The organism is Mucilaginibacter gynuensis (genome assembly GCF_039541195.1).
In the GTDB taxonomy this organism is placed as follows: Bacteria; Bacteroidota; Bacteroidia; order Sphingobacteriales; family Sphingobacteriaceae; genus Mucilaginibacter; species Mucilaginibacter gynuensis.
The window spans coordinates 674,322-696,440 of sequence record NZ_BAABFT010000001.1 but is presented as its reverse complement, the minus strand read 5'-3'; the positions used below and the strand labels follow the sequence as shown (position 1 = coordinate 696,440).

11 protein-coding genes and 1 pseudogene are annotated in these 22,119 nt (G+C 44.7%); 8 read left to right on the top strand and 4 right to left on the bottom strand.

Annotated features, from left to right (window positions below; translation table 11 throughout):
* Positions 1–4 precede the first annotated feature (4 nt).
* The 4 genes from ABD894_RS02845 to ABD894_RS02830 all read left to right on the top strand — a co-directional run bounded on the left by ABD894_RS02845 (position 5) and on the right by ABD894_RS02830 (position 7,253).
* Positions 5–1,909 carry a RagB/SusD family nutrient uptake outer membrane protein gene (locus ABD894_RS02845; protein WP_345209467.1) on the top strand — a complete coding sequence of 635 codons (1,905 nt, stop codon included), beginning with the start codon at positions 5–7 and terminating at the stop codon, positions 1,907–1,909.
* Between the two features lie 22 nt (positions 1,910–1,931).
* Positions 1,932–2,687, top strand: a complete 756-nt coding sequence (locus tag ABD894_RS02840) for a DUF3823 domain-containing protein (protein WP_345209466.1) — start codon at positions 1,932–1,934, stop codon at positions 2,685–2,687.
* 74 nt (positions 2,688–2,761) lie between these two features.
* Complete coding sequence (locus tag ABD894_RS02835; protein ID WP_345209465.1) at positions 2,762–4,948, top strand: hypothetical protein; 2,187 nt, start codon at positions 2,762–2,764, stop codon at positions 4,946–4,948.
* Positions 4,949–4,988: 40 nt separating this feature from the next.
* Entirely contained in the window at positions 4,989–7,253 is a 2,265-nt protein-coding gene (locus ABD894_RS02830; protein WP_345209464.1) for a GH92 family glycosyl hydrolase, read from the top strand.
* A 74-nt stretch (positions 7,254–7,327) separates the two neighbouring features.
* Here ABD894_RS02830 and prfH read toward each other — a convergent pair whose 3' ends face one another.
* Together prfH and ABD894_RS02820 are read right to left on the bottom strand one after the other, a co-directional pair.
* Positions 7,328–7,936 carry a peptide chain release factor H gene (prfH, locus tag ABD894_RS02825; RefSeq protein WP_345209463.1) on the bottom strand — a complete coding sequence of 203 codons (609 nt, stop codon included), beginning with the start codon at positions 7,934–7,936 and terminating at the stop codon, positions 7,328–7,330.
* A gap of 11 nt (positions 7,937–7,947) precedes the next feature.
* Entirely contained in the window at positions 7,948–9,348 is a 1,401-nt protein-coding gene (locus tag ABD894_RS02820) for an RtcB family protein (RefSeq protein ID WP_345209462.1), read from the bottom strand.
* Between the two features lie 611 nt (positions 9,349–9,959).
* On the opposite strand from ABD894_RS02820, the gene ABD894_RS02815 reads away from it, so the two are divergent.
* The 4 genes and pseudogenes from ABD894_RS02815 to ABD894_RS02800 form a co-directional block, all read left to right on the top strand.
* Positions 9,960–12,203, top strand: a complete 2,244-nt coding sequence (locus ABD894_RS02815; RefSeq protein ID WP_345209461.1) for a putative Ig domain-containing protein — start codon at positions 9,960–9,962, stop codon at positions 12,201–12,203.
* Positions 12,204–15,713: a family 43 glycosylhydrolase gene (locus ABD894_RS02810; RefSeq protein WP_345209460.1), complete on the top strand. Its 3,510-nt coding sequence runs from the start codon at positions 12,204–12,206 to the stop codon at positions 15,711–15,713. It begins immediately after the preceding gene.
* Between the two features lie 134 nt (positions 15,714–15,847).
* A complete protein-coding gene (locus tag ABD894_RS02805) occupies positions 15,848–17,764 on the top strand; it encodes a S9 family peptidase (protein ID WP_345209459.1) in 1,917 nt (638 codons plus the stop codon).
* A 108-nt stretch (positions 17,765–17,872) separates the two neighbouring features.
* Positions 17,873–18,850 (top strand): annotated as a pseudogene (locus ABD894_RS02800) (DUF2235 domain-containing protein); the annotation flags it as partial.
* Positions 18,851–18,870: 20 nt separating this feature from the next.
* On the opposite strand, the gene ABD894_RS02795 reads toward ABD894_RS02800, so the two are convergent.
* Both ABD894_RS02795 and ABD894_RS02790 read right to left on the bottom strand, forming a co-directional pair.
* Positions 18,871–20,010, bottom strand: a complete 1,140-nt coding sequence (locus tag ABD894_RS02795) for a family 16 glycosylhydrolase (RefSeq protein ID WP_345209458.1) — start codon at positions 20,008–20,010, stop codon at positions 18,871–18,873.
* Between the two features lie 118 nt (positions 20,011–20,128).
* Complete coding sequence (locus ABD894_RS02790) at positions 20,129–22,096, bottom strand: amidohydrolase family protein (protein WP_345209457.1); 1,968 nt, start codon at positions 22,094–22,096, stop codon at positions 20,129–20,131.
* Between the last annotated feature and the right edge of the window lie 23 nt (positions 22,097–22,119).

Here is a 22,119-nt window from a genome sequence, read left to right as displayed (position 1 = left end):
CATCATGAAATTCAAAATATATATCTTATTGGCAACGTTAGCCCTTGGGTTTTCTGCTTGCCGAAAACTTGATGTCCCTCCTGTAAATGTGGTGCAGGATAAAGATGTTTTCCCTACCGAAAATGGTATCCAGATTTATATGGCACGCATGTACAGCGAATTGCCTTTAGAAGATTTTAGGTACTCACCGCGTGGTATTAATGATTTTTGGTTGGTTAACCCCATGCCTGCAAACACAGGTGAAGCACTTAGCCGCGATTTAAATAATGCTACAAGCGAGAACTTCGATTATTGGAATAATGCTTACCCATTATTGCGCGAGGCAAATTACTTTATACAAACACTGCCTCAATATGCCAGTAATTATACCCCTGAGCAGGTAAAGAACTGGTTGGGCGAAGCGCATTTTGTACGTGCGGTAACTTACCTGGCGCTGGTTAAAAGGTACGGTGGTGTACCTATTGTTAACAGGGTGCTTAATTATCCTGATGAGAGTATAGAAGATTTGAAGATTCCGCGAGCATCTGAAGAAGCCGTTTGGGATTCACTGGCAGTTGATTTTGATTATGCCATTAACAATATGACTATTAAAAGTCAGGTAGGGAGGGCAAATAAATACGTAGCTGCTGCATTTAAATCGCGCGCTATGCTTTATGCAGGCTCTATTGCTAAATACAACCAGGTAAGTTTATTTGATGGGCAAACAAGGGTGTGTGGTGTGCCCACTGCCAAAGCTACCACTTACTTTAAAGCCGCATATGATGCCGCTAAAAGCCTGGATGGCATATACACCCTTTATAAAAAGACCTGGGTTGCCAATGATAAAGAAGCGCAGTACCAAAATTTTGTCGACTTGTTTTTTGATGATGCCAGCTCTGAAAATATATTGGTACGTCAATACATGTATCCGAACTCGGCGCATGGTTATGATGCTTATAACGTGCCGCGTCAGTTAATGGGGGGTAACGGATACTCGGCTGAGGTAAACCCTACACTTAATTTTGTGGAGATGTTTGATGGCTTCCCTAAAAATGCCGATGGTACCATACAAACACTTGATGCCAATGGCAAATATGTATTGTATGATAATACCATGGATATTTTTGCCGATGCCGAACCACGCTTACGTGCATCGGTAGTGTTGCCCGGCGATATTATGAAGGGCGAAAGCATTGAGATTCGCCGGGGTATTTATACCGGTAGCGTGGCAGGGGGTATCAGCAGGTTATTGCCCGAAAACTCTACGTCAAACTACCCTACAGCCAATATCGTATCATCTGCAAACGCCAGCCAAACACCTTATACTTTGCCCGACGGAAGTACTATGAACCCGGCAGGCAGAAGCGGTTATTTTACAGGTGACGGCACCTGTGCGGTATCGGGTTTTTCGGTAAGAAAATATATCGACCCGGACAGAACTACTGCCGAAGTGCTGGAAAACCGTTCAGATCAAACCTGGATAGAGATGCGCTATGCCGAAGTTTTGCTTAATCGCGCCGAAGCCGCTTACGAACTGTATGCCGCGGGTGAAACTGGGGAGAACTATCAGCAGGATGCTTTTACTTGTATTAACCAGATTCGCGAAAGGGCGGGCGCTACCATGCTTAACAGCGCTGCAGACCTGAACAGTATCAATATTGTACGTAAAGAGCGCAGAAAAGAACTGGCCTTTGAAAACAAGATATGGTGGGATTTAAAACGCTGGCGCATATTGGATAAGGAGCAAAACGGTACATTGTATCGTACGCTGATGCCGTTTTATGCAGCCAACGCGAGCAAGTATTTTATGGATGCCCGTTTGGATGAGCGTAACAGCCGCTACACTTTTGATGTGCGCTGGTATTACCAGAGAATACCTACATCGGCTATTTCAAAAAGTCCGAACTTGATTCAAAATCCGGGTTATTAATTTAATTAGACGAATAACAGCAATGAAAAAACTAATATATACAGGCCTGGCTTTAATGGTATTTGCCGCTACGTCATGCTCAAAAAAATACGATGATAGTCCCGAACCAGCCGAAACACTGAGAGGCAGTGTGACCGATGTGGTGACCGGCGCAGGCATACAAACCGAGGCCAGTGCCAGCAGCGGCACACGCGTAAAGCTGGAAGAACTGAGTTACAGCGCTACGCCTACGCCAACCTACTTCGCCTCGATGCAGGATGGTACTTTTAACAATACTAAAGTTTTTAAAGGTCATTACCGCGTTTCGGTTGAAGGTCCGTTTGTGCCTTTATTGCAAACAGACGAAGCGGGGACTGTAGTGGCCGATAACCGTAAAGAAGTTGATATTAGCGGTGTTACCACCGTTAACTTCCAGGTAGAACCATTTTTAAATGTAGAGTGGGTAGGCGAGCCAACTTTTAATAGTGCCGATAGCACCGTAAGTGTTCAGATAAAATTTAGCAGGGGAACATCAAACCCTAATTTTCAGCAAAATATATCTGATACCTACCTGTTTGTAAATTACCTGCCTTATGTGGCCAACAATAACCGGGTTGACAGATTTTCTACCAGGATAGATTATTCGGGCAATTCGGCGCCGGTAGGGCAAACTGTAACCATTAAATCAAGTGGTAAGCTCGATCTGCACCGCGATTTTTATTTGAGGGTAGGCACCAGGATAGCTTATGGCCAAAACTACTATAACTACTCTACAGTTAAAAAGATCACCATCCCCTAAACGGGCTTGAACAGGTGGGGCATTACGCGCCCACCTGTTTGTACCATCACACTTTTATAAACCAATTATCTGCCATGAAAAAAAGTATATTATTTTTCGGCGGTCTTTGTATTGCCTTAACTGCCGCCGCGCAAACCAAAAAAGCGCCGGTTACAACAGGTAAAGAGAAAACCGCTTTCCAAACCAGCAGCGCATGGCGACCCGAAATTGATGTGCGCAGCGATATAGCCATTGTTTACGGCTCAAACGACCGGCCCGGTTTAACCTTTGAACAGCGTGTAAAATCATGGCGCGACCATGGTTATATCACCCATTTTATGACAGGTATTGCCTGGGGCGAATACCAGGATTATTTTTTAGGAAAATACGACGGCAAAAACCATCTTGGCGAAGGGCAGGTGCAAATGAACGGCGATACCATTTGGCATGGCCGCAACGTACCTTACATAGTGCCCGTACCCTCTTATGTGGAATGGTTTAAGAACACCATTATAAAAAAAGTAATAGATGCGGGAATCACCTCCATTTACCTTGAAGAACCTGAGTTTTGGGCGCGTGCCGGTTATAGCAACTCTTTTAAAGATGAGTGGCAGAAATTTTACGGGTTCCCGTGGCGGGCGCAACATTTATCGCCCGAGAATACTTATTTATCAAGCAAACTGAAATACAATTTATACTATAATGCCATAAAAGAAGTATCAATATATGGCAAGGCTTATGGTAAAAGTAAAGGGCTTCATATTAAGTTCTACATACCTACGCACTCGCTGGTAAATTATTCGTCGTGGAAGATAGTGAGCCCCGAGGCCAGCCTGGCATCATTGCCGAGTATTGATGGTTACATAGCACAGGTTTGGACAGGCACCTCGCGCGAACCAACGTATTACAACGGTTTACCTAAAGAACGGGTATTTGAGAACGCTTTTTTGGAGTACGGTTCAATGGTATCAATGACCGCGCCTACCAACCGCAAAGTGTTTTTCCTGACTGACCCTATAGAAGACTGGCCGCGCGACTGGAGTGACTACAAACGCAATTACGAGGCCACATTTACCGCTAAGTTGCTTTACCCAATGGTGGCAGATTATGAGGTAATGCCCTGGCCTGAGCGTATATACACACGTCCGTATAAAATTGCCAATAGTGATAGCAGCATCCTTATCCCTAAATATTACTCTACCCAAATGCAGGTGATGGTAAATTCGTTGAACGATATGCCTTTATCAGATAACAAGGTATCGGGTGTGAGCGGTATTGGTGTGTTGATGGGTAATTCGCTGATGTTTCAGCGTTTTCCAACACATAATGGGTTTGAAGATCCGCAGTTCTCTAATTTTTACGGGCAAACCATGCCGCTGCTTAAGTTAGGCATACCGGTACAAACCGTACACATGGAAAACCTGGCCTTTGAGAAAACCCTGAAGGATATAAAGGTACTGGTAATGAGTTACTCGAACATGAAACCCATGACGGCCGACGTGCATAAGCATATAGCTGCCTGGGTAAAAAAAGGGGGAGTATTAATTTATTGCGGTCGCGATGATGACCCTTACCAAACCGTAATGGAATGGTGGAACATTAAAGGCAATAACTATAAAGCACCATCCGAAGACTTGTTCAGGCAATTAACCATTCATCCCGATTCGGCACACAACGAGTTTAAGGTTGGGAGCGGTATGGTACACATCATCAGGCAAAATCCTAAAGAATTTGTGATGGAATCACATACTGCCGATGTGTATATTAATGCAGTGAAAAATGCCTATGAAAATGAAGCGAAGGCGGGTAAAATAACCTACAATAACTATTTATATCTTGAACGCGGTCCGTACGATATCGTATCAGTAATGGACGAAAGCGTGGGTAACAAACCTTACGTGGTGAAAGGCCCGGTAATTGATCTGTTTGACCCCGAGCTACCCGTACTGGCCGAAAAGAAGGTGTACCCGGGCAGGCAGGCGTATTTGTACGATATGAACCGTGTTGCCGATAAACAAAAGGCTAAGGTGCTGGCGTCGGCATCGCGTGTGTATAACGAAAAGTGGGATAAGAACAGCTACAGTTTTACTGCCAAAAGCCCAGTTAAAACTATAAACAGCATGCGTGTGCATTTACCTGCCCAAGCAAAAGCGATTGTACTTACCGATGACAAAGGGCAAAAGATAAGTGCTGTAGTAACCTCATGGGATGCTTCGTCATCAACATGTTACCTTAAATTTGATAACAGTCTTGACGGAATAAATGTAAATTTGACATGGTAAGCATACCAATCATCTAAACACATTACACATACATCTGCCTATGAAATTCAAAATTTTAGCGGTCGCCTTTTTATTTGCTGCTTTAAGGTCGTCGGCCCAAACAACAGATCTGGTTCATTATGTAAATACCTTGCAGGGTACTAATTCCGAGTTTAAACTAACCCGGGGTAACACTTATCCAACTACAGCATTGCCATTTGGCATGCACACCTGGACACCGCAAACCGGTAAGAATGGCGACGGATGGAAATATCAGTACGCTAAAACCACTATTCGCGGGTTTCAGCAAGCACACCAATGCAGCTCGTGGACCAATGATTACTGCGTGTTTTCGCTAATGCCGGTAACTGGCAACTTAACGGTGAATGAAGATGAGCGTGCCGCTAAATTCAGTCATAAAAATGAGGTAGCCAAACCCAATTACTATCGCGTAAAACTGGACAATGGCATCACTACCGAAATATCACCCAGCGAGCGCGGCGCACACCTGCGCTTTAGCTATCCGAAAGCGCAAAACAGCTACCTGGTGCTTGACGGATACACAGGTATGGCCAACATAAAAGTTAACCAGGCCGAACGTAAAATTACAGGCTATGTACACAATGGCCGTGGCCTTACCGATAGCCTGAAAAGTTACTTTGAGATAGTTTTTGACAAACCCTTTATTGCCTGCGGTACATGGCGCAAGGGGGGCGACAAGGTAATGGTAACATCGTGCGACGTGGAGGGGCGCAACGTGGGCATTTATGTGCAATTTAAGCCGGGTACGGTTGTGCAGGCTAAGGTAGCTTCATCATACATAAGCCCGGAGCAAGCAACGCTTAACCTGAAACGCGAATTGGGTAACGATAAAAATATAGAAGCAACTAAACTGGCCGCTGGCAAAGTATGGAACAAACACCTGAACCGGATACTGGTGGAAGGTGGTACAGAAGAAGAACGGGCTACTTTTTACAGCTGTTTCTTTAGGGCGAGCTTGTTCTCGCGCCAGTTTTTTGAGTATGATGCCAACGGCGAACCTTATTATTATAGTCCGTATGACGGGAAGATTCATAAGGGCTATATGTATACCGATACCGGCTTTTGGGATACCTTCAGGGCGCAGTTTCCGCTTAATGTGTTGATGTACCCTAAAATGCATGGGCAATATATGCAGGCGTTATTAGCTGCTCAGCAGCAATGCGGCTGGCTACCTTCGTGGTCGTTCCCGGGTGAAGGGGGCAGCATGATAGGTAACCATGCCATCTCTTTACTGGCCGATGCCTGGGCTAAAGGCATAAGAAGTTTCGATCCTAAAGAGGCCTTGCAAGCTTACCTGCACGAGGCTACCAACAAAGGCCCATGGGGGCCAGCTAATGGCCGGCACGGCTGGAAAGAATATTACAGCATGGGTTATGTGCCGTATCCGCAATATCGCGAAGCTACCGCCAAAACACTGGAGTATGCTTATGACGATTTTTGTGGATATGAATTGGCTAAAATGACAGGCAACGATTATTACAAGGATATTTTTGCCCGCCAAATGTTCAATTACAAAAACGTTTATAACCCGGCCACCACCTTTATGCAGGGCAGGGATATAAATGGCCAATGGTCAACAAACTTCGACCCGATAGAGTGGGGTGGTCCGTTTACGGAAGGTAATGCATGGCACTGGCAATGGTCGGTCTTTCATGATATAAAAGGCCTCATAAAACTAATGGGCGGCGAAAAGAATTTCGTGAACCGGTTAGATTCGGTATTTACCGCACCAAACACTTATAAAGTAGGTACTTATGGCGGCCCTATTCACGAAATGACGGAGATGGTAATGATCAATATGGGCCAATACGCGCATGGTAATCAGCCAATACAGCACATGGGCTATTTATATAACTATGCCGGCGAGCCCTGGAAATCGCAATATCATCTTCGTAACATTATGGCCAAACTGTACAATTCAACCGAAAACGGTTACCCCGGCGATGAAGACCAGGGCCAAACCTCATCATGGTATGTATTGAGTGCTTTGGGTATGTACAGTGTTTGTCCCGGTACAGATCAGTACGTGGTGGGTAGCCCGATATTCACCAAAGCCACCATTACGCTGGAGAATGGTAAGAAGTTTGTTATCGACGCGAAAAACAATAACCGCGATAATGTATACATCCAATCGGCAATGCTGAATGGGAAAGCTTATACGCATAATTACCTTACTTATGGTGATATCAATAATGGCGGCAGCTTTAACCTCACCATGGGCAGTAAGCCCGAAACAAGCCGGAGTGTAGGGCAGGGGGACAGGCCTTTTTCGGTATCGGAGTAGCAGATCATCCATAATAAAGATAAACAAGCAGGCCGCTTTTATAAAAGCGGCCTGCTTTTGTTTGAGGAGCATTATTAAAACAAACTCGCCTTAATAGCTTTAACAGGATTACCCCGTTCGAGCGAATGGTGTTGTTCCCACTGGTTTTGTTGCTGCTCCATAATTTGGGCTGTTTGCCAAACCATTACTTTGGCTTCTAACCGGACAAGGCAGAGCTTTTTGTTCTCCAACTGTGAGCGGGTATCCATGGCCATTACCTGTAAACCTGACGGCAGGTGTGTACCTCTTACAGCGGTTTCTACCTTGTTTACGTTTTGGCCTCCCGGCCCGGATGAGCGGCAGGTTTCCAGCTTTACATCCTTTGGGTTCCACTGCATGAGTTGCTGTACATCAAAACAGCCCACGCCCACAAACCAGTTTTTACGTTTGTGAAATTTACGATAAGGGCTTTGCGCTATCCATTGTATGGTGCCCGCCCATTCTTTTACAAAGGCATCAAGGTTATCGCCTTGTGCCATCATGGTGGCCGATAATAATGTTCCGTTAAGTTCAGCGGCATTATTTTCAAGGATCTTTAATCCGATGCCTTGTTGTTTGGCCTGTTTGAGCATCAGGTTTTGTACGCAGGCTACAACCCGGCAACATTCTGCCGGGCCTTTACCTGCGGTAATTTGAATCATCATCTTTTTCATCACTACTCCTTATTCATGCGTACAATGCGCGGAAAAAACTTGCCCTGTATATCCACCAGTTCCTGCTGTGCGGCAATTACTGTTTCAATATCCTTGTAAGACAGCGGGTTTTCTTCAACCGTACCGCCAATCAGGGTAACACCCGCGCTGCTCAACAGCTTTTTCATGGCCGAAACCGTCATGCTATCCTTTGCCTTTTGTCTGCTCATAGCACGACCTGCTCCATGCGATGCAGAGTGCAGGGCATGGTTAGCGCCTTTGCCCGATACGAGATAAGCAGGCGTGGTCATGCTGCCGGGAATAATACCCAGTTCGCCCTTGTGCGCAGGTGTGGCCCCTTTACGATGAACTATTACCTGTTTGCCATTGGCAAGAGTTTCTTTCCAGGCAAAATTGTGATGATTTTCAACTATATGTAAAGCCTCTAAGCCTAATGCTTTTAACAAGTTAGCATGTATACGGTCGTGGCAGGCTTTGGCATAATCGCCAGCCAATGTCATGGTGAGCCAGTATTCCTGCCCGGCTTCGCTGTTCATATCCAGCCAGGCCAGTTGCTGCGCATGGCGCGGCAGTTTGCAGGTATTCATGGCAATTTGCGTGTAATGCCTTGCAATAGCCGAACCCAATCCACGGCTGCCCGAATGCGATAACAGCGCTACATACTTTTTGGCCGGTAAGCCTAACTGGTTGCCGGGCAAAAGTTCTATCTCGCCAAACTCAACAAAGTGGTTCCCGTTACCCGATGTACCTAATTGTCTTACAGCTTTCCCGCGCAGCGGCTTTAAGAAAGAAACCTCGTTAAACACGGGGCTATCCAGTATTTCATGTTCCTGTCTTACATCAAGCCCGCCTTCCATGCCAAAATGGGTATACGCTTTTAAGGCCTGCTTAATTTGATAGTCGAATCGTTTAATAAAGGCATCGCTTTCATCAATAATGGAAAGTGCCATCCGGCAGCCAATATCCATACCTACCGCATACGGAATAACCGCGTTATCGGTAGCTAACACACCGCCAATAGGCAAGCCGAAACCACTATGGGCATCGGGCATTAGTGCACCCTGCACACTTACGGGTAACAGGTTAGCCAGTTCCATCTGTTTCTTGGCCGATGCTTCAATACCCTTGCCACCGTAGGTTTTACAAAATACAGGCTCGGTACGCAGGTCATAAATCTTAAAGGCTTGCTCTTCGGGCTTGCCAATTATTTTTTCGGCTATTCTGCATGTTAGTTCATCTTCCAGGTACGCTTCCGGATTGTTGTTAATATTCACCAGCAGGTCAAGCAATTGCTGTTTGCTGTGGTGTTTGAAATTTTTTGAGGCTATGCCGATCACCAGGCTTCGCAGCTGATCGTTATGATAACCTATTTTACTTAAATCTTTTGTTCTTAAATTGCCCATTTGGGGTTATATGTCTAATTCCGGGTGAGCTTTTTAATGCCGTGCCCGGAGATGTTTTCTGAAAATTATTAATATTAATGCATGCCGGTTTTGCACGGCAGGTTGATATGCGTTCAGTCATCAGATTTTTCTTTTAGTGCTAAATGAATTAATTATTGATCCCGGTTCGTCCTTGAGTAAGGATATACCCTTTACAAAAAATGCTCACAGAAAAAATCCGACGCTGTAAAAAGACAGGCAAAGAAATAGCAGGTAGCTAAAAAGCAACCGTTTATTTATTTCGATAAAATGCAGTATTTGCCTGCCTTATTAGGCAATGAGCGAAAGGGGCGATATGTGGATTTGCGCTGTCATGATTCCTTGGTATTTAAAAGATTAACAAATAAGGAATGAGCCGCAAATATAATAATTAAAACGAATAGGGCTGAAAGAAATAATTTTACGTGAAGAGTTTAGCGCAAAATCACGTGAGTTGTATATTAACCGGAAAGGGTAAATTACGATCATAACAGGGCAAAATCGGGTGAGCTGTAGCGTGTGGCAGTAACTAACTTTACTTCCTTTAAATAAGATCGGCCATTTATAACGGTCGACAATAAAACCTTGAGCTTTTGAAATCATCATATACTTACTTTACGCGCTTGCTTATACTGCTGCTGTTGGCAACAACAGCAAGAACCGCATTTGCCCAAAACGGAAAATTCATCAATCTGAAAACCGGCAAGTTTATTACCGGTGATCAGCCAGAATGGAAAAGCCCAAATTTTGATGATACCCAATGGAAAGCAGCCCAAATAGGTGAGGTGTGGCAAACACAGGGCTTTCCGGATTACCACGGGTATGCCTGGTACCGCATTAAAGTGGTCATTCCGTCGTCGTTAAAAAAGGAGGCTTACTGGCGCGATAGCCTGCGTATTCACCTGGCGCACGTAAACGATGCCGACGAAACATTTTTGAATGGTAAACTGATCGGTAAAACCGGTGCTTTCCCTACCGATAAAGGTGGTTACCAAAGCAAGTGGCCCGCTGTACGCAATTATCATGTAGCTGCCAATAGCGATATTATTAAATGGGATAAAGAGAATGTTATTGTCGTGCGGGTTTATGATGGCGGCGGCTCAGGCGGTATTTTTATGGGCCAGCCTTTTATTGATATGTTAGAGAAATTTGATGGCATTCGCTTTAACCAGCAAGCCATTAAGTTTTTAACCGGTAAAAAAGGCGTACGTAAATTGCAGCTTCAAAACTCCTTTAACACAACTATAACTGGTGTGTTTAAATACAGCATTATTGATGACGTTACGGGCAAGGCTATTGAGAATAAACAGTTTCAGGTGAAGCTTGCGCCCTTAAGTGACAAACTATTTTCGGTAGTTTTTCCGCACCGCGAAGGCATTAAATTACAGTATAGTTTTACCGAAAAGGTATCCGGAAAAAAAGCGGCTTTTGCAGAAATTGCGCCTTACATTTTAACTCCCCAAGAAAAGCTGACACCTGTAATCAACGGCCCCGCATTAGTTGGCGTTCATCCCGGTTCACCGGTAATTATCAGGATTCCGGTTAGTGGCGCTCGTCCGCTTACTTACAAGGTTAGCAATCTTCCGGATGGATTAACGCTGGATAAAACCACGGGGATTATAACAGGCCAACTGACAAAAGCAGGCGATTACAAATTACAGATACAGGTAAGTAACCAATACGGCAACAACAAGGGTACATTCACTATAAAAGCCGGCGACCGCATCGCTTTAACGCCACCAATGGGTTGGAACAGCTGGAACTGCTGGGGCTTAAATGTAAGCGAAGAAAAGGTTAAAAGTTCGGCAAATGCGATGATTGATAAGCGGCTTACCGATTACGGCTGGAGCTATATCAATGTAGATGATGGCTGGCAGGCACCCGCCCGGGCCACTGATGGCGAAATACTTCCGAATGAGAAGTTCCCGGATATGAAGGCATTAGGTGATGAATTGCATAACGAGGGATTGCGTTTCGGTATCTATTCATCTCCGGGAGCTAAAACCTGTGGTGGTTATTTGGGCTCTTTGGGACACGAGGTGCAGGATATGGCCACTTATTTTAAGTGGGGGGTAGATTATTTGAAGTATGATCTTTGCAGCTACACCGACAATACGGCCGGCGATACCACGCTTTTCGCGCAGCAAAAGCCTTACCAGCTAATGGGCAATGAGTTGAAAAAATACCCCCGCGATATCATATACAGCATTTGTCAGTACGGCATTGGCGATGTATGGAAATGGGGCCGACAAATGAACGGCAACCTGTGGCGTACAACCGAAGATATTACAGATACATGGGAGAGCTTGTACAGCATTGGTTTCAGCCAGGTAAACAACGCTAAATATGCCGGTCCCGGTGGCTGGAACGACCCGGATATGCTGATACTGGGTATGGTAGGTTGGGGCGAAAACCTGCACCAAACCGGCCTAACGCCGTACGAACAATATACGCATATCAGTTTGTGGAGCCTGCTGTCAGCCCCCTTACTTATCGGCTGTGATATGAGCAAACTGGATGATTTTACGCTCAACCTGTTAAAGAACAGGGAAGTGATCGCTATTGATCAGGACGAACTGGGCAAACAGGCCGAAAGGGTATTTGATAATGGAAAATTCCAGGTTTGGGTTAAGCCGCTGGCCGATGGTGGTACAGGTGTAGGGATTTTTAACCTGAATAGTAAATTTGCAACCTACACGTTTAACCCTGCTGACTTGAAGATCAAAAATATAAGTTCCATGCGAGATGTTTGGAACCAGCAGGCTATTTCGTATAATGGCAAAAGCATAATGTTCAATATACCGCCGCATGGTGTGCGTTTAATAAAGCTTAAATAAATGAAACGATCCATGTTTAAATATCTGTTACTGGTTGTTTTACTGGCTACCTGTGGCTTTGCAAAAGGGCAGGGTAAACCGGCCGAGGCTGCGGGAAATGGCAACCCGATTATTCCCGGCTATTTTGCCGACCCGACCGTGCGAAAATTTGGCGATACCTTTTACATTTATGCCACCACAGATGGTAATGGCGGCGGGCACGGCCCGTCGCAGGTGTGGACCTCCAAAGATTTTGTGAACTGGACCCTGCAAGACATGAACTGGCCTGCCTCATTTTACTACTGGGCACCGGATGTGATCAAGGCAAACGATAATAAATATTACATGTATTACTGCCAGCCGGTTGATATTTATGGGGCATCGTCATCAAGTCCTACCGGGCCTTGGACACCATTATTGCCGGATAATAAACCAATGATCACTAATTATTTTGTGCAGGGGGTGATCACTTTGGATGGACAGGCTTTTAAAGATGATGATGGCAAGGTATATATGTTTTGGGGCACTTGGGGCATTTATCCAGATCATGGCTGCGGAGTAGGTTTGCTCAATGCCGATATGCACTCCTTTGCAAAAACGGCTAAAATACCCAATACCATTGCCAAAGAGTTTTTTGAAGCCCCATTTATGTTTAAGCGCAATGGCATCTACTACCTTACTTATTCATCGGGCGCCTGCGAAAATGAAACCTACAGGGTGCAATATGCCATCAGCAAAACCGGACCGATGGGGCCGTTCGAGTTCGGCAAAAACAACCCGGTATTGAGTACCAATGCCGATGGAACCATACATGGCCCCGGTCACCAGTCAGTAGTTCAAGTGGGCAAGGAATTTTATATGGTATATCACCGGCATAATAATCCGCATGCTAACGGTGGTTATCACCGGCAGGTGTGTGCCGATAAGATAGTTTTTGATAAGGACGGTAATATCGAAAAGATCGTCCCTACCCACGAAGGCGTAGGCGCGTTGGCAAAACTGACCGATACAAGGCCCGACCTGGCTTACGGAAAAAAGGTAGGCGCTTCCTCATTCTACAGCGACGATTACAAGCCTGAATATGTGCTCGATCATAATAACGGAACGGTTTGGAAACCGGCTAAAAATGACGCGTCACCCGCATGTCTCACTATTGACCTGGGCACCGTACAGTCCGTTAAGCAAATTGAAACCCAGTTTGAATACGCCACATGGTATTATCAATATAAATTAGAAACATCTGCCGATGGCGAAAACTGGCAGCCCTTTGCCGACCGTACCAAAAACGTTCAGCATGGTTCGCCGATGATTGACAGGGGCGAAGCAAAGGCGCGATACGTGCGTTTAACCATTACCGATACCGAATACCCCGGTTTATTTAAGGCGGTATGGAATATCAGGGTGTTTGGCAGCGAATCAAAGGCCACCCAACCCGAAAATCTAACTGTAAAGAAGGAGAGCGCAACGACGGCTTCACCCGAAGGATTACTTGTATCGATAGATGCAGCGAAATTTCAGCCGGGAGAAACGGTAAAAACGATAGTAAACGAGGGTAAGCTTACAGGTAACTGGAACGCCGAAGGTAAGCCGCCTTATGCAGATCTTATCAAGGGCAAGAAAGCTATCGTTTTTAACGGCACACAACAATTGCAGTCGTCATTTGAAGTGCCGCGTTCGCTTTGGGGCAACAACAGCTTTTCTGTTTTATATTCCGTTTACTACCCCGAACTTAAGGATGATAACCCTGTTTTGAGTTGGACATCAGGCGAAACCGACCATACCGCCGCTACATTTGGCGCGGGAAGTAATCAAACCTGGGGAGCGGCGCAGCATTTTGGCGTATCTGATTTTCCGTTTAAAAATGCGCCCAAAGCAGGGGAGTGGCACGACGTTGCTATTACGTTCGATGGTAATTTAGAAAAGGTATTTATCGACGGTCAATTGGATAACTCCGAACAAAAAATGCTTTTTCTTCAACGAGCCGAAAGATTCATCATCGGTTCAAAAACTAACCAATCGGCTTATTTTAATGGGGCAATAGCTTCGCTTAAGGTATTCGCAGGCGCCTTGCCCGATTCGGTGGTGAAAAGCATGGCGGTTAACAAGGAATCGTCGGATATTGATGTTTACCTTGATGCTGCCGCTTTAAATTATGGTAACCTGCCGGCATGGGCAAACAGCGGTTCAACCGGGAGAGAGTTTAGCTCAACAACTAACAACACGCCTGCTGTACGCGATGTAGCGGGTAAAATAGCGGTTGATTTCAGCGAAGGAAAAGAGTTAAAGATTGCAAATTTTCAAAAAACAGGCAAGCCATCAACCATAGCCATGAGTTTGTATTTTACCGCTCCAAAATCCGCGCGGCAATACTGGCAATTTGCAGTAAAAACTAATGATACCGATGTCATCTATTTAGATGAAAAACCTTTGACAGATAGGCAATCGGCACTTTATAAAAAGATCAATAGTATATTTTTAGCTATAGAAAAAGGAGAGATAAGTAATATAGATGGCGCTATAAGCAAGCTGATCGTATATAACCGCGTTTTAAGGTCGGCAGAAATTATAGAGATCAATGATCTTTGGTTAAAGAACCTGCACCCGCCAATAGCGGGCGTAGTAAAATTTGAGAAGATGCCGCTGGCCATATCGCCAACAATGGCAGAAATGACAGCCGCTACCTCCGAAAGTGATGCCAATCTGCAATATTTATTTACGGATAAAACCATCGGTAACACGCAAAATGCATGGACAGATCAACCCTATTTCCTTGCTACCCAACTACAGCCCGATCGTATTTATGATTTTACCTTTAAAGTGAAGGATAACCTGGGCAATGTATCGGCGTGGGCAAGTGTGGGTAAAGTGAATACCGCTGCTAATCAGTTTAGTGTATTTAAGGATGATTTTGAAACGGATGCCGATTACAGATCGGGCAAATGGGACGGTTTTACAGGTGGTACTGATACCGCAACAGCAACAGTGGCACAGATTGCCGATAAGCAGTTAAAACTACAATCAAAAGGCACCAATTGGGATGGTAACCAGCCCCTTGGGCCGTTCGTTTATAAAGAAGTAAACGGCGATTTTGTTGCGCAGGTAAGGGTAACAGATATTACAGGTTTCGCCACGCAAAAGGTAAATGGTAACAACGAGGCGGGTTTAATGGTGAGGAGGGCTCCGGATGCAACAGACAAGCCATCTTCAGAAGCTTTAATTCAGAATGGTATTTTCCCTGCCTGGAAATGCGGTAATTTGGTCACTAATTTACAACGCGGTCGCCGTAACCAGTTCAACACGCAATCGGGTTGGGCTTATAAGCAATTCATCCAGATACAAAAAACCGGTGAAGTTTTTCATCTAAGGGCCAGTGCTGACGGATTTACGTGGGAAGAGCTGCCCGGCAGTCCGTTTATACGGCCCGATCTTAATAATGTAAAACTACAAATTGGCCTCTACCAATGTTCTTACGGACCAAAAGAAGGCTATGGTAAATTCGCCGGATTTAATTTAACTACCGGTAAAAAATGATGCTTATTTGAATCTCATTTTGGGTTGATAATTCTCATTAAATAATGCGGATGTAACTATTTGTAATTAATATTGTGTTAACGTATATTGCACAAAATCAATACCTTTAGCTTAAATCTAAATTATTAATCACTATGGGAAAGTTCAATGTAATTTTGGCTGCATGCTTTTTGGCTGCAGCTTTTTCGGCATGTAAACAACATGGTTCCGAAGCCCGCACACCTAAACCGTATACCAGCGAACAACTGCGCGAAAATATCTCGCTTTTCGGGGCTGGTTTTAGTAAAGATGAAACCCATGTATTGACGGGTAATAACTCTACGGGCATATTCAACGTGTACGAACTTAACATTGCCGATACTACCTCAAAAGCACTCACCAAATCAAAAACAGACGCTTTTTTTCCTGCCGATTATATAGGTACCAATCAGTTTCTTTATTACAGCAACAAAGGCGGCGACGAGAACGACCATTTATACCTGGCCACCATCGGCGATTCTACCGCTAAGGACCTTACCCCATGGCCGGGCAGTAAAAATGCTTTCGTAGGGTGGAGCGGCGATAAAAAATCGGTATACGTAACCAGCAATAAACGCAATCCGCAATTCTTTGATCTGTACAAACTGGATACCGCTTCGTGGAAAGCATCACTGGTATTTCAAAATGATTCGGGTTATGATATTCCCATACCGATAGTGATCAGTAAGGATGAACGCTATATCAGCTTTACCAAAAGCATCACTACCGATAAAAATGAACTGTACCTATACGATATCAAAGCCAAAACCACTAAACAATTAAGTAACGGCAGCGAATCGGCATGGAACCCGCAGGCCATAGAAAAGGATAACAATACTTTTTACTACACCACTAATGATGGCAGCGATTTTACTTATCTGGTAAAATACAATATTTCAACCGGCGCGAAAGAGAAAGTGTACAGCACCAATTGGGATGTGCAATGGTTTGAGTTGAGCGAGAACGAAAAGTATTATACCATCGCTATTAACGAAGATGGCAAGAACAAGATCATCCTGTTTGATCATGCTACTAATAAGCCGGTTGATTTCCCTGAAATAAAGGGCGGCAGCGTTACCTATGCTTCGGTTTCGAAAAGCGAAAAGAAAGCCTTGCTTTCGGTAGGTAGCAGCACCAGTCCGGATAATTTATATGTATATAACTTTGAAGATAAAGAGCTTAAAAAACTAACTTCATCATTAAATAAAGCTATCGACGAAAATGACCTGGCCCCGGCGGAGGTGATCCACGTGAAATCGTTCGATGGTAAAGAGATCCCGGCCATTTATTATAAACCATTACAAGCCAGCGCAGATAATAAGGTTGGCGCGTTGGTGTGGGTACATGGAGGTCCGGGTGGCCAAAGCACACAAAATTTCAATAACTCCATCCAGTTTTTGGTTAACCATGGTTATGCCGTACTAGCTATCAACAACCGTGGCAGCAGCGGCTATGGCAAGGCTTTTTATAAACTGGATAACCGCGACCACGGGTACGGCGATTTAAAAGATTGCGTATGGGCAAAAAAATGGTTAAGTCAGCAGGAGTATATCGATAGCAACGCCGTGGCTATTTACGGCGGCAGTTATGGCGGTAACATGGTGCTTAACGCCCTTTGCATGTATCCGGGTGAGTTTAAAGCCGGGGTTGATCTGTTTGGGGTGGCCAACTGGCTGCGTACCCTGCGCAGCATACCGCCGTATTGGGCCTCGTTTAAAGACGCGCTCTACGTTGAAATGGGCGACCCTGAAACTAAGGACAGCGTGTTGCTCAAAAACACATCGCCTTTGTATAATTATACCAAGATAAAAGACCCGCTGCTTGTTTTTCAGGGAGCGAATGATGTGCGCGTATTAAAAATTGAAAGCGACGAGATAGCTGCCGGGGTGAAAAAGAATGGTGTGCCGGTTGAGTATATCGTGTATCCACAGGAAGGGCACGGTTTCCGTAAAAAGGAAAACCTGATCACTACTGATAACACCACACTGGCCTTTTTGCAGAAATATGTAAAGGTGGCCGCCAAGAAAGAATAACAGGCAGTTCCGCGCTTTTTAATTATAACCTAAATGAAACGTATTATTACATGCTCCGACGGTACCTGAAACAAGCCGGGTACCCTTGACAGGGGCAAAGAGGTAAAAACCAATGTAGAGAAAATGTATAATAACATTTGCGCTATAGGTAAAGATGTGCAAACAAGCAGCGATGTAAAGCAGGTGAAAGCTTACGACCAAGGCGTAGGCACCGGCTACAGCGCTTTAGACCGCATAACCGGCGGATTGGAAGGGGCGGGCATTGATAAAAATATAAAGGATATGTACACCTTTATTTGCCTCAACTATGCCCTTGATGATGAGATCTATCTTTTCGGTTTCAGCAGGGGCGCTTACACTGCCCGCAGCATAGGCGGATTTATCAGGAATTGCGGTTTGCTGAAACCCGAAAACATCCAGATGGTTGATAAGGCTTACAATTTATACCGCGACAGGAACAGCTACAGCAGTCCCGAATCGGATATGATGACAGCATGGAGGGCTAATTTCTGTTTTGAAGATGTAACGCCGATCACTTTTATTGGCGTGTGGGATACCGTGGGCAGTTTGGGAATCCCGCTATCATCATTAGCCACTTACAACAAAGAGAAATATAAGTTTCATGATTGTACGCTAAGTAGTTATGTTAAAAACGCTTACCACGCGCTGGCTATTGACGAACACCGCAGGCTGTTCTTACCTACCTTATGGGAAAAAAGCGTATCATCAAACAACAGCGAAGCCCGCGAAGATCAAAAGCTGGAACAACGCTGGTTTGTAGGTGTACACTCCAACATTGGAGGAGGTTATGCCGATAGTGGATTGAGCGACATCCCGCTATCGTGGCTGGCCACCAAAGCGCAGAATATTGGCTTATGCTTTCATGATCCGTTGACCATACCAAATGAGGCCAACTACAATGGCGAAATAAGAGATTCGTATGGATTCAAATACTGGCTGTTCGGCTCAAAATACCGAGAGATCAACCTCAAAGATCCTAAGTACAATCAAACCATTGATGACAGTGTGTATGAAAGGTACAAGGCTGATGCTAAATACAGACCTGTAAATCTTAAGTTGTCGTAACAGGGTAATAAATAATTACTTTACTGCTTTTTGTAAACCCTTACATAATCAACTATCATAACTGATGGGTTGGGCGTTTGATCTATCGGCCAGCCCGAGCCGAGGGCGAGATCGATCAGTATGTACATGGGCTCATTTGCTTCGGGCGGTGTTGGCTTGCGCCATAATTCTTTACCATCAAAATACCAGATCATTTCCTGCTTTGTCCACATAAAGCCGTATGTGTGAAACTGCTTCGACATGTTTTCTACTCTAAAGTTATCGCCCACACCTTTGTGTTTCCTGTCGGGGTACCACCAGTGCAGGGCGGTATGTAAAATGTCAGGCCAGCGACCATATTGTTCAACAATATCAATTTCAAATCCCATTTTTACTCTTGGCGATTTTAATAACCAAAAGGCAGGCCAGGTACCCGGTCCGGCAGGTAGTTTGGCCCTCATCTCAAAATAACCATACAGTTGCGAAAACCCTTTGTTAGCTGTATCCAAAGATGATAAAAGTCCTGATCGCCATTTATCTCCATCTTTTTTTGCTGAAATAGATAAAAATCCCTTTGTAGTAGAAAAAGGAAAACCATCCTGCGGATCTGTAAACTGCGCGTCGCCAAAATCACCACCATAAGGTGTATGCGCAATCCATTTGGTTCCTCCTCCCAAGGGTGAAACATCCAGCGGCCCGTCAAACTCATCCCTGAAAGAAATTTTGTAACCCTTAAGATCAAGAGTGGCTTTTTTATCAGATGCCAACGGAGGTATCGGTGCATTCGGGTTAATGGAAAATTGGCCAATTTCATACCCAAGTCCCGGTACAGCCTTAACGCCTTTCCCGGCATTAAGCAGGTGCCTGTCGGTTTTATGATATAGGCCGGCTACGATGTGGTACGTACCCCTTTTCAGCGAATCGGGCACATAAACAGTTTGCGTATAACTGAACTTACCCAACCATGTTGAAGTTTCGGTAGGAAAAGGTGGCTCATGATCATTTTGAAACACGGTAACGCCCGATTCATCTTTAATATGCACCCAAACATTATAGTTTTTGTCCATTGGTACGGCATCCCAGTTATAGGTGATCTTAAGATCCTGACCTGGTCGGGAAACTTTAGGAAATATGCCTGCGGGCAAAATTGTAGGCAGCTCGGCCGGTTTAGTGAGCGCCATGCAAAAGAATATCATTAACAAAGCAAATGTGAGTATTAATGACAACTTAGTTTTTTTGAACATATACATCATTAATTTTATTTGTTTGTGATAATTAACTCAACACATCATAGCCGTATTATTTACTGAAACCTACCATCTGATGCAACACTACCGGATCATAAATTTTACCGTGCTTGATCACCGTTTTTACATTACGCAAGTTGCTAATGTTGGTTAAAGGATCGCCATCAATTATAACCAGATCGGCATTTTTTCCTACGGCTATGCTGCCGGTTTGCTTGTCAAGACTCATCACTTGTGCCGGTATAATGGTGGCAGTTTTCAAGGCTTCGGCAGTGGTTAAACCGCCTTCTACGTAGATCTCCAATTCGTGTATCACACTAAAACCGGGGAAGCCCATATCAGTGCCCGCCACAATAGGTACGCCTTCGTCGTATAGTTTTTTCACCAGTACAGCATAGCTTTTTAATACCGGCTTGTATTTCGCGGCTGTGGCCTCGTCAACACCTGTTGTTTTAAATTGGGTTTGCAAAGGTAACGGCAAGGTGTAAAACGCGGGTTCCATTTTGGTTACATCATCCTTTAAATTACGTGCCGATAAGGTGTAAACCCCAAGCGTAGGGTCAACAACTATATGCTTGTCTTTTATAAACTTGATGGCGCTTAAGGTAGTGCTGTCGTTAAAGTTGATGGTACGGTCTGGATTGGTTTTCATCAGTGCCGTTACATATTGCAGGTGATTAACCATATCCATTCCCGAATCTGCTGCTGCCTTAAGGTTCATGCCGCGCGGAATATGCCCTGTTACCTTAAGCCCCAACCGGTGGGCTTCATCACATATAACTTTTACTATTTCGGGCTTAACCGAACTGTAGATCTTGATCTGATCGAAGCCTTTGGCCTTGTAAGTATCCACCGCGCTGATAGCTTCCTGTTTAGTATCGGCCTGAATAATACCCAAAGCCATCGGCCCTTTACCATCAATAATGCCTGCCATCAATATCTTGGGGCCTATGCCTTTACCGCTATCAATTGATTTTTGGATACCATCAATAAAACCAATTTCGTTACCGCAATCGCGTACTGTTGTTACCCCTGCGGCAAGATAGGCCGGTCCCCATTCGGTTTGCTCAAAATGGGCGTGCATGTCCCACAAACCGGGTACAATAGTTTTTCCGGCAGCGTTTATCACCTTAGCATTTTTCGGAATAATTGCATTTTTACCTATCGCTACAATAGTCCCGTTCTTTACCAGTATTACATCGTTGGCAATAGTTTTTCCGGTTGTAACATCCACCCATTGCCCGCCTTTAATAGCCAGGGTTTGCGTGGGGTTTTCAGTATCCGGTGCGGCTTTGGCGAAAGCGGCCATTCCATATCCGGCGGCGCGGCTGATCAATTCTTTTAGCAAAGGCTCAAATTCTTCGCGCATCATTTCGGTCTTATCACCCTCCGCGTCAATAGTGAGGATACAAATTAATCTGCCTGCCTGATCGGTCCAAAGTAGTTCGTTTCCCCATATCAGTCCGCCTATGGTGTACCGGTCAAATACGAGTTGTTTACCTTTAAATAATAGCTTGTCTGTACCGTCCTTCTTAATTTGCAGCTCACCAAATGGAAGTGTTTTTATGGTTGACGGCTGTTTATGACGGTTCCAGTATTGGAGTAATAGCTGTTGTGAAGTAGCGGGCGAGTAACCTGCAATAGGAAATGTTAATGGTGTTATTTTTTGCTGATAGATGGAATCGTCTATCCTTAAAAATGCTGTATTGCCCTTAATTTTAATAGAATCATTAATGGCGGAAAATCTTGATGTACTGCCTTTGATATTGAGCTCCAGCGGGTCGCCGACCGGGTTAACCTTAATTTCGGCTTTCAGGGGCACAGGCTGCCCGCGATCTGTAAACTTAAAATCTACCAGGTACTTTTTCGAATCTTTATAGTTGTATACCCGGTAAGTTTCTTTACCAATATGCTGTTCAAATTTATGCAGCAAAAACGAACCGCTGTCGGCCGGAAGTTCCTGCCCATAGCTTGTGGCGGCAATAAACACAATAAGAATGAATGGCAGTAATTTACTCATAGTGATAATGTTATTGGTAAATA